The sequence below is a fragment of the Mesorhizobium sp. M2A.F.Ca.ET.039.01.1.1 genome, assembly GCF_003998035.1.
GTDB lineage: Bacteria > Pseudomonadota > Alphaproteobacteria > Rhizobiales > Rhizobiaceae > Mesorhizobium.
In genome coordinates, this window is sequence record NZ_RZRY01000167.1 from 1 (window position 1) to 10,487 (window position 10,487).

Sequence of the window (10,487 nt, forward strand, 5' to 3'; positions counted from 1 at the left end):
GGGCTATCTGCAGGAGCAGACCGCGGCCGACGGCAGCGACGTCAAGCAGGGCGACCTGCTCTACCGGATCGCGCCGGAGGATTATCAGGCCGCGCTCGACCAGGCGAAGGCGCAAGTGCAGCGCGATACCGCGACGCTGGAATATGCAAAGTCCAATCTCGGCCGCGGCACCGACCTCGCCAAGGCCGGCTATCTCGACAAGGACAGCTTCGACCAGCGCACCAGCAATCTGCGCACGGCCCAGGCCGCCCTTGCCGTCGACCAGGCGGCGGTGCGGACAGCCGAGCTCAACCTTGGCTATGCCGAGATCAAGGCGCCATTCTCGGGCCGGATCGGCCGCAACCAGGCTTCGGTCGGCACGCTGGTCAGCGTCGCCGGCACGGTGCTCAACACGCTGGTGCAGCTCGACCCGATCTATGTGACCTTCAACCCGAGCGAGACCGATCTCGTGCAGATCGAGCAGGCGAGGGCCAACGGTCCGATCGCCGTCGACGTGCTGTTGCCCGGCGAGACCAAGCCCAGCCAGAAGGGTGAGCTGACCTTCATCGACAACACGATCGACCATTCGACCGGCACGATCACGGCGCGCGCCACGATCGGCAATGCCAAGTTCACGCTGCTGCCCGGGCAATATGTGCGGGTGCGGCTGCATGTGAAGGAGCAGCCCAACACGCTGATGGTGCCGCAGGTGGCGCTGGGTTCCAGCCAGCTCGGCAAGTACCTTTATGTCATCGGCAAGGGCAACACCGTCGATCAGAAGCTGGTGTCGCTTGGGCCGACCGACGGCGACCTGATTTCCGTGACCTCCGGCATCTCCGAGACCGACCAGGTGATCACGGGCAATCTGCAGAAGATCGGACCCGGAATGCCGGTTTCTCCCTTGCCGCAACCGAAACCGGCCAGCTGATAACCCCCATCAGTTTCCGGTCCGACGGTGCCCTCGACTCCCACGTCGAGGGCGCCGTTTTGTTATGAGGGTTCAGTCGGTTCCCGATGCCGGTTCCGTACGGGGCCTGCCGGGACTGCTCGCCAGCAATTCGACCAGGCCGGCAATGTCGGCGCGTTCCGCCTTCGCCGGCAGCATGAAGGCGCAATAGGGCTGGCCGAGGCGGACGGAGACGGCAGACAGCGCGATCAACCGACCTGCTTCGAGATCGGCGCTCGCCATGATCCGTTGGCCGAGCGCTATCCCCAGCCCCAGCCGCGCGGCGCCGATCGCCAGGCTGGACAGGCCGACGCGGCGGCCATGCGACGGGTCGGGCGCGCGGTTGCCGCCCGCGGCGGCGAACCAATCCGCCCAGCTCGGATGCGAGGCGTAGTTCGGCCCCCAGTTGGTGTGGATGAAATGGCTCTCATGCACATCGGCGAGGGTGGGCGACCCGTTCCCGTAGCGCTGCCAGAAGTCGGGGGCTGCGACCGGCAGCACCTCGTCATGGACGAGCCTGACCATTTTCAGCGCCGGATAGTGGTAATCGCCATATGAGATACGCAGGTCGATGTTCTGGCGCACCACATCGACGGGATCGTCCTCGACGCGGACATCGATAGCCATTTGCGGAAAGCCGTCGAGCAGCACCGCCAGTCGCGGCGCCAGCCAAAGCTCGGCAAGCGAGAAGGGCACGCTCACCACGAGACGCGTGCGCAAGCCGCCTTCCAGCATGCGCCGGCCGACCGCCGCGATCTCGCCCAGCGCATGCGCCGTCTGCGGATAGATGGCGTGGCCGGCATCGGTCAGCGCGATGCGGTTGCCGTTGCGCACGAAGAGCTGCTTGCCGAACCAGTCTTCCAGGTTGCGGATCTGCTGGCTGACTGCGGCCGAGGAGACGCCAAGCTCGCCGGCGGCAAGCGTGAAGGAGCCGGCGCGGGCCGCGACCTCGAAGGCCCGCATTGCATTCAAAGGCGGAAGCTTTTCCACGCACCATCCTCGAAAGATTTTCTTGGGAGAGCCTAACAATTTTCCCCGTTGCCGCAAAGATTTCCTTGCGGTGTAGTGACCTCAGATTTTGGAGGACGCTATGATCGAAACCATTCTCGACCTGGACCGCTATCCGCTGCACCGCGAGGGCAGCCCTGAATGGCAACGGCTGGTCGACGAGTCCAAGGCCGCGCTTGCGGCCAACGGCATGTTCAACCTGGAAGGGCTCCTGCGCCCCGGCATCGCCGAGAAGGCCGTCGCCGAGATCCGGCCGGTGATGGACACGCGCTCGCATGTCCACAGGCGCATGCACAACATCTATTTCAAGCCGTCGATCCCGGAATTGGCGCCCGACCATCCGGCGCTGCGCAAGGTCGAGACGATCAGCCATACGGTCTGCGCCGACCAGATCGCCAGCAGCACTGTGCTTTCGATCTATGAATACGAGCCGCTGGTGCGGTTCCTGGCGGCGACGATGGACAAGCCGAAACTGCATGTCATGCAGGATCCGCTGGCCCGGGCCAACGTCATGGGCTACCGGGCGGGCGAAGCGCTCAACTGGCATTTCGACCGCTCGGAATTCACCACGACGCTGTTGCTGCAGGCGCCCGAGCGCGGCGGCGACTTCGAGTACCGCACCGACCTGCGCTCGGACTGCGACCCGAATTATGACGGGGTCGCCAAGCTGCTCGAGGGGCGCGACCCTGAAGCAAAAATCCTGCGCATCAAGGCCGGCACGCTCAACGTCTTCCGCGGCAAGAACACCGCGCATCGCGTCACCACGGTCGAGGGCAATCGCGAGCGAATGATCGCGGTGTTCTCCTACTACGAACGTCCCGGCGTGATGTTCACCGATGAGGAGCGGATCGGCTTCTACGGCCGTGCCGCTTGAGACTCGCCAGAGCGATTTTGAAACAGTTTCCACAACTCGCCGATCTCGGTCAAAAAGCTCTTGTTAGATTGTCGACAATCTGCTTGTCTTGCAGAAATTCCTCCCGGGGGTCGACCTATGGCAAAGCTGGATTTCGGTCCGATCGCGGATACGACGCGCAGGGCGGAGATCGTCGCCCTGCTCAGGCGCGCCATCCTGACCGGACAGCTGGAACCGGGGCAGAAGCTCAACGAGCTCAGGATTTCGGAACAGATGCGGGTGAGCCGCGCGCCGCTGCGCGAGGCGATGCGCGAGCTGGTGCAGGAAGGCATCCTGACCAGCATCCCCTATGCCGGAACCTTCGTCATCGACGTCACGGCCAAGGACATCATCGATGCCTATTCGCTCAACAAGGTGCTCGATGAATTCGCCATCGAGCTTGCCTGGCCGCAGCGCGACCCACGCTTCCTGGATGAGCTGGACCGCCGCCACGAGGCGGTGAAGCAGGCGACGCGGGCGGTGGACACCACGCGCCAGATCGAGACGGCGCTGCAGCTGCACGGGCTGATCTACGAGTGGGCCGACAATTCGGTGCTGCTCGAGACCTGGCAGCGGCTGACGAGCCGGCTGCAGATGTACTTCGCCCTGCATCAGCGGGCGCGCAACGAACCGGTGCCGGCCGAGGATGTGCACGAAACCTATGTGGCGCTGCTCAAAGGCGCCGACATGCGCGCCGCCCAGCGCCATGCGCGCGAGCATATCGATCTCGATTTCGAAGAGCTGCTTTCATACGCGCGCGGCCTCGAAAAGCGCACATCGAAGAACTGACAGACGGACAGCAAAGTGAAGATCGAGAGCATCAAGGCCTACCATGTCGTCCAGCCCTTCGTGGACGGGCCTTACCGCATGTCCAAGGGACGCGTCGCCGACTGTTTCGATGCGGTGATCGTCGCCATCACCTCCGACAGCGGTGTGACCGGCTGGGGCGAGATGGCGCCGCTCGGCAATTTCTATTCGGCCGCCTTCCCGGCGGGAGCGCGCGCGGGCGTGCCGGAAATCGCGCCGCATCTCATCGGCCAGGATCCGCGCGGATTTGCCGGCATCGGCCGGCTGATGGACACGGTGTTCAAGGGCCACCCTTACATCAAGTCGGCGCTCGACATGGCGTGCTGGGATCTCGCCGCTCGCGCGGCCGACATGCCGCTGGTGACCATGCTCGGCGGCCGCGAAAGCGATATGGCGGAGACCTATCGGGTCGTCACCCACGGCACGCTCGATCAGATGGCGGCTTTGGCCAAGCGGATCCTTTCCGAGGGCTGCCGCCGTCTGCAGGTCAAGGTCGGCGGCAATGTGCATGACGACATCGAGCGGGTGACGACTGTCGCCTCGGCGGTGCCCAAGGGCACGGTGATCTTCTGCGACGCCAATGCCGGCTGGACGCCCTACCAGGCGCGCCAGTTCGCCGACGCCACGCGAGGCATCGACTACACGTTCGAGCAGCCCTGCACCACTCTGGATGAGAACATGTCGGTGCGCCGCATGCTCGACAAGCCAATGGTGCTGGACGAATCCGTCACGTCCCTCGGCGAGATGCTGGAAATCCACCGCCGAGGTGCCGCCGACGGGCTGACGCTGAAGATCTCGCGGCTCGGCGGCGTGACACAGACACGGCTGATCCGCGACGTCGCCGTGGACCTCGGCTTCATGATCACCGTGGAAGACACAGGCGGCGCCGAGATCGACACCGCCGCCGTGGCGCATCTGTCGCTGTCGACACCGGCAGAGCGCCGGCTGCATGCCATCGCCTTCCACGAATGGGTCACGGTGCGCACGGCAAGGAACGCGCCACCGGTGACCGGCAGCCATATGGGCATTCCCGACGGCCCCGGCCTCGGCATCGACGTGGATCCGGGCCTGCTCGGCGAACCCTTCTTCGAGATCGGCTGACATGAAGATCAGGCGCGTCAAGGCAACCCCGATCAATTACCGGCTGGAGGCCCCTTATGTCTGGGTCTTCGGCGAGCTCGACGGCTTTTCGCCGACCATCGTCGAGGTCGAGACCGAGGACGGGCTTGTCGGCATCGGCGAGGCGCCGGCGCCGGGCGCGGCGGCCATTGTCAACGACGTGCTGGCGCCGAGGCTTGTTGGCCGTGACGCCTTCGACATCGCCGGCGCGGAGGAAGTCTGCCTGCCATTCTGGAGCGGCGTGCAGTCGACCAACGACCGCACCCGCATCATGGCTTTCGGCGCCATCGAGATGGCGCTGTGGGACCTGCGCGGCAAGGCGTGGAAGCAGCCGCTTTACCAATTGCTCGGCGGCGCGGTGCGCAAGGACATCCCCTTCACCGACTATTTCTCGCTGCGCGGTGATGGCGCCAGTGTCAAGGGCGAGAAGACGCCGGAGGAAGTCGCCGACTATTGCGTCGAACTTTATGAGCGCCACGGCACGACCTTCTTCGAGGGCAAGTTCTCGACGCATGATCCGAAAATTTCGATGAAGATGGTCGAGCTGATCCGCAGGAAGCTTGGCGGCGGCGCGATGATCCGCATCGATTCCAACCAGGCCTATTCGCTGGCGACCGCCAGGCAGTTGGCGCGGCCGCTGGAGGAGCTCGGCGTACGCAACTGGGAGGACCCGGTCGCGACCATCAAGGAGATGCGCGAGCTGCGTCGTCACACCTCGATCCCGTTCTCGACCCATAACATCGACGTCGCGCGGGCGATGGAGCTGAAGGTGCCGGATGCCTTCGTCGGCAACCCGACGGCGCATGGCGGCATCAACCGCATGCTGCGCTTCGTTGGCGCCTGCGAGCATGCCGGCATCGACTACTGGTGCTACAGCGGCGACACTGGCATCGGCAGCGCCTGCTACCTGCATCTGTGCGCCGCGCTCGGCTGGATCAGGGAACCCAACCAGTCGCTGTTTCGCATGCAGCCGATGGACATCATCGAAGAAGGCCCGTTCGCGCCCAAGAACAACACCGTGCCGGTGCCGGAAGGCCATGGCCTCGGGGTCACGCTGTCGCAAGAAAGGCTCGCCGCCTGCCATCGCGATTTCGTCGAGAACGGCCCCTGCAACAAATATCACGACCCGGAAAAGCCCGAGGCCTATCGCAGACTGCCGCTGAATTAGGAGGATGTCGAAAAGCTAGCAGGACTTATCCGGAAAAAGGCGGCCACAAGTCGCCTGGCCGACAGACAATTCATCAAGAAAATCTGACTTTTCCGTCCCAACCAGCGGATGGATCGGTCGGAACCGCATGCTACTGTATATCGACCGATACTGATGAGTGCCGGGACAGGAGAACTCCACGGAACTCATCAGTTGGAATGCACTCGCCAACCACAACAACTGGGGAAAGGGCATAGACCCATGAGCAAGAACTATCGCATTCTCGATCTGCTGCGGCGTGGCCGCACGCCCCTCGAAAACCATCTGATCGACGGCCTTGTCGACGGCCGCCTCAGCCGCCGCGAATTCGTCCGCCACGGCAGCCTGCTCGGCCTGTCGCTGCCGCTGCTCGGCCGCATCGGCATGGCCGCCGGCTTCGGCGCGACGCCTTCGCTCGCTCGCGCCGCAGGTGCTGCCGGCGGCACCATTCGCGTCGGCAGCAGCGTGCCGGCCGCGGCGATCGATCCCGTCACCATCGCCGACGCCGGCGGCCTGCTCGTCATGCAGCAAGTGGCAGAATTTCTTTGCGTCGACGGCCCGGACCTGGTGCTGAAGCCGGCGCTGGCGGAAAGCTGGAAGCCGAATGCCGACGGCACGGTGTGGACCTTCACGCTGCGCAAGGGTGTCAAGTTCCACTCGGGCGGCGAGATGAAGGCCGAAGACGTGGTGGCCAGCATCGACCGGCTCGCCGATCCGGCCAACTCGTCCAACGCGCTGTCGGTGTTCAGCGGCATCCTGCAGAAGGGCAACACCAAGAAGGTCGACGACTACACGGTCGAATTCCATCTCGATGCGCCGAACGGCAACTTCCCCTATATGGTGTCGTCCGACAACTACAACGCCGTCATCATCCCGGCGAGCTACAAGGGCGACTACGAGAAGAGCTTCGACGGCACCGGTCCGTTCAAGCTGGAAAAATACACGCCCAAGGTCGGTGCGTCCTTCGTGCGCAACGACGACTACTGGGGCGACAAGGCCCTGCCGGATCGCACCGAGTTCACCTTCTTTACCGACATCCAGCCGCAGATCCTGGCGCTGCAGGGCGGCCAAATCGACATCATCAACCAGATGCCGGTGCTGGCGGGCGTTGCGCTCCTCAACGATCCGAATTTTGAGATCATCAGCCTGAAGTCGGTGGCTCATCAACAACTGCATATGCATTGCGACGAAGGTCCGACGAAGGACGCGCGCGTGCGCCGCGCCATCGCGCTCTGCCTGGACCGCGAGAAGCTCGCCGCAGGCCTGATGAAGGGACGCGCGGCACTCGGCAACGACAGCCCCTTCGCCGCCGTCTACCCCTCGACCGACACCAGCGTGCCGCAGCGCAAGCAGGACATCGCCCAGGCCAAGCAGCTGATGGAAGCGGCCGGACTCGCCCAGGGCTTCAAAATGACGCTCACCACCGAGCGCTATCTGGAAATCCCGGAATACGCCCAGCTCATCCAGAACTGGGTCAAGGAAATCGGCATCGAGCTCGAGCTCAACATCCTCGACCAGGGCGCCTATTACGGCGATGCCGTGTTCGGCAAGTCGAACTGGCTGGATTCGGCGATGGGCATCACCGACTACGGCCACCGCGGCGTGCCCAACGTCTATCTGGCGGCCCCCTTGAAGAGCGACGGCACCTGGAATGCCGCCCACTTCAAGAACAAGGACTACGACCAGATGGCGGCGAGCTATATCGCGGCCCTCGACCTCGAGGCGCAGAAGGCCACTGCCGGCAAGATCCAGAAACTCCTGCTCGAGGAAACGCCGGTGGTCTTCGGCTATTTCTACGATTATCTGACGGCGACGGCGAAAGGCGTGACCGGTGTGCAGCCCACCGCCATGTCGCAGCTGTTCCTCGACAAGGCGTCGAAGGCCTGACGAGAGCGAACAAGCATATCCCTGACGGCCGGCTCTCCACGGAGAGCCGGCTCCAATAGGAGTATTCGCCATCCTCGTCTTCCTTGTCCGGCGCCTGGCTCTGTCGCTCGTCACGCTGTTTTTGCTCAGCGTCATGGTCTTCCTTGGCGGCCAGGTGCTGCCGGGCAATGTCGGGCGCGCCATATTGGGGCCGTTCGCCGACCAGCGCGCCGTCGATGCGCTCAACCACTCGCTCGGCGTCGACCGGCCACTGCTCGTCCAGTACGGCACCTGGATCTGGAATTTCCTGCATGGCGACATGGGCACGTCCTACATTTTCCGCGCGCCGGTCGCCCCCTTCGTCATCGATGCTCTGGGCAATTCGCTGAAGCTGGCATTGATCGCCTTTGTGCTGGTGGTGCCGATCGGCATCCTGGGCGGCGTCATCGCCGCGCTCAATCTCAACCGGCCGCTTGACCGCATCATCAGCCTCGGCGGCCTGTCGGTGACGGTGCTGCCGGAATTCGTCACCGGCATCATCCTGATCCTGATCTTCGGGGTGTGGCTGCGCTGGCTGCCGATCGCCGCCGCATGGCCGAAAGGCGCCGGCTTCTTCACCCAGATCTATTACCTTATCCTGCCCTCGCTGCCGCTGTTCCTGGTGCTGTTCGGCTATATTGCCCGCATGGCCAGGTCCGGCATGATCGAGGCGCTCGATTCCGACTATACGCGCACCGCCGTGCTCAAGGGCCTGCCCTGGCGGACGGTGATCTGGCGCCATGTGCTGCGCAACGCGCTGCTGCCGACCATCACGGTGATCGCCACCCAGACCGGCTATCTGATCGGCGGCCTGGTGGTGATCGAGACGCTGTTCCGCTACCAGGGCATCGGCTCGCTGATCTTCACCGCCGCGCGCGGCAAGGATTTTCCGATGCTGGAAGCCGGCATTCTCACCATCGGCATCGTCTATGCGGTGGCGACCTTGGTCGCCGACTTCCTCTATTCCGTGCTCAATCCGCGCATTCGGCTGGGGGCAGAGCAATGAGCGCGACGGACGGCCCGTCCCTTCCCGCAGTCCAGGATACTGTTGCGCGGCGCAGCGCTTGGGGCGAGGTGCTGCATTCGCTCGTGAGGTCCCCCACGTTCCTGACCGGCCTGGGCATCCTGCTGTTCTGGGTCATCTGCGCGCTGTTCGGCGAACATTTCGTGCCCTACGATCCTCTCGACGCCGACATCATCAACACGCTTGCGCCGCCATCGGCCGACCACTGGTTCGGCACCGATCAGCTCGGCCGCGACGTCTTCTCACGCGTCATCGTCGGCTCCCGCGACATCCTGACCGTGGCGCCGCTGGCGACGATCCTTGCGACTATCGCCGGCACCGCGCTCGGCCTGGTCATCGGCTATTTCCGCGGCATCGTCGACGACATCGTCAGCCGCGTGCTGGAAGCCTTCATGGCGATCCCAGTGGTCATCATCGCGCTGCTCGCCATCGTCGCGCTCGGCACCTCGAAGATCACCGTCATCGTCGTCATCGGCCTGAGCTTCGCGCCGATCATCGCCCGCACGGTGCGCTCGGCGGTGCTGGCCGAACGCGAGCTCGACTATGTCGCCGCGGCAAAGCTGCGCCATGAAGGCGCGCTGCACACGATGTTCGTCGAGATCCTGCCCAACGTCATCCCGCCGATCCTGGTCGAGACGACGGTGCGGCTGGGCTACGCCATCTTCGCCGTGGCCACGCTTTCCTTCATGGGCTTCGGCATCCAGCCGCCCTCGCCCGACTGGGGCCTGTCGATCTCTTCCAATTACGGCATGATCGGCGGCGGCTTCTGGTGGACGGTGCTGTTCGATGCCTTGGCCATCGCCTCGCTGGTGATCGGCGTCAATTTGGTGGCCGACGGCGTGCATGGAGCGTTCAATGACTAACCAAGCCGCCAACGCGCTAGAACTCAAAGACCTTTCGGTCGCCTATCGCGTCGGCCGCCGCGATCGCGCGGTGCTGCGCAACGTCAACCTGACCATCAAGGCCGGCGAAGCCTACGGGCTGGTCGGCGAATCCGGCTGCGGCAAATCCACCGTGGCGCTTTCCGTGGTGCGTTATCTGCCGCGCAACGGCTCGATCACCGGCGGCTCGATCGCGCTCGACGGCAAGGACGTAATGAAGCTCGATGGCGAGGCGCTGCGGCGTGCCCGCGCGGACAGCGTGTCGATGGTCTACCAGGACCCCGGCAAGGCACTGAACCCGTCGCTGCGCATCGGCCGGCAATTGACCGAGATCTTCGAGCTTGCGGGCATCAGCGGACAGACGGCTGAAGACAAGGCGCTCGCCATGCTGAACCGGGTGCGCATCTCGGATCCGGCAAGCGTCATGCAGCGCTATCCGCACCAGCTCTCCGGCGGCATGCAACAGCGCGTGGCGATCGCCATGGCGCTCGCCAACGACCCCTCGATGCTGATCCTCGACGAGCCGACGACCGGGCTCGACGCCACCGTGGAAGCCGAGGTGCTCGACCTGATCGGACAGTTGCGGCGCGAGTTGTCGGCGTCGATCCTGTTCATCAGCCACAATCTCGCCGTCGTCTCCAACATGTGCGACCGGGTCGGCGTGCTTTATGCCGGCATGCTGGTCGAGGAAGGCACGACCAAGGACGTCTTCAACGATCCGCGCCATCCCTACACCGTGG

At 64.4% G+C, this 10,487-nt stretch carries 10 protein-coding genes; 9 read left to right on the top strand and 1 reads right to left on the bottom strand.

The features are described 5' to 3' along the window. On the top strand, positions 1 to 907 hold a 907-nt coding region (locus tag EOA24_RS14975), incomplete at its 5' end, for an efflux RND transporter periplasmic adaptor subunit (protein ID WP_127409884.1). A gap of 72 nt (positions 908 to 979) precedes the next feature. Here EOA24_RS14975 and EOA24_RS14980 read toward each other — a convergent pair. After that, positions 980 to 1,915, bottom strand: a complete 936-nt coding sequence (locus tag EOA24_RS14980) for a LysR substrate-binding domain-containing protein (protein ID WP_126078649.1) — start codon at positions 1,913 to 1,915, stop codon at positions 980 to 982. A gap of 100 nt (positions 1,916 to 2,015) precedes the next feature. Between EOA24_RS14980 and EOA24_RS14985 the strand changes: the two genes are divergently transcribed. The 8 genes from EOA24_RS14985 to EOA24_RS15020 all read left to right on the top strand — a co-directional run. After that, entirely contained in the window at positions 2,016 to 2,807 is a 792-nt protein-coding gene (locus tag EOA24_RS14985) for a 2OG-Fe(II) oxygenase (protein ID WP_245467176.1), read from the top strand. 117 nt (positions 2,808 to 2,924) lie between these two features. Beyond that, positions 2,925 to 3,614 carry a GntR family transcriptional regulator gene (locus EOA24_RS14990; RefSeq protein ID WP_126078650.1) on the top strand — a complete coding sequence of 230 codons (690 nt, stop codon included), beginning with the start codon at positions 2,925 to 2,927 and terminating at the stop codon, positions 3,612 to 3,614. A gap of 15 nt (positions 3,615 to 3,629) precedes the next feature. Continuing rightward, positions 3,630 to 4,733 (top strand): mandelate racemase/muconate lactonizing enzyme family protein, encoded by a 1,104-nt coding sequence (locus EOA24_RS14995; RefSeq protein WP_126078651.1) that lies wholly within the window; start codon positions 3,630 to 3,632, stop codon positions 4,731 to 4,733. Between the two features lies 1 nt (position 4,734). After that, on the top strand, positions 4,735 to 5,919 hold the full coding sequence (locus tag EOA24_RS15000) for a mandelate racemase/muconate lactonizing enzyme family protein (RefSeq protein ID WP_126078652.1): 1,185 nt from the start codon (positions 4,735 to 4,737) through the stop codon (positions 5,917 to 5,919). A 240-nt stretch (positions 5,920 to 6,159) separates the two neighbouring features. Then, positions 6,160 to 7,824 carry an ABC transporter substrate-binding protein gene (locus EOA24_RS15005; RefSeq protein WP_126078653.1) on the top strand — a complete coding sequence of 555 codons (1,665 nt, stop codon included), beginning with the start codon at positions 6,160 to 6,162 and terminating at the stop codon, positions 7,822 to 7,824. Between the two features lie 70 nt (positions 7,825 to 7,894). Next, on the top strand, positions 7,895 to 8,848 hold the full coding sequence (locus tag EOA24_RS15010) for an ABC transporter permease (RefSeq protein ID WP_126078654.1): 954 nt from the start codon (positions 7,895 to 7,897) through the stop codon (positions 8,846 to 8,848). After that, entirely contained in the window at positions 8,845 to 9,729 is an 885-nt protein-coding gene (locus tag EOA24_RS15015) for an ABC transporter permease (protein ID WP_126078655.1), read from the top strand. Before EOA24_RS15010 ends, EOA24_RS15015 begins: the two co-directional genes overlap by 4 nt. Continuing rightward, the coding region (locus EOA24_RS15020) for an ABC transporter ATP-binding protein (RefSeq protein WP_133374520.1) at positions 9,722 to 10,487 on the top strand (766 nt) is incomplete at its 3' end. The genes EOA24_RS15015 and EOA24_RS15020, both read left to right, overlap by 8 nt.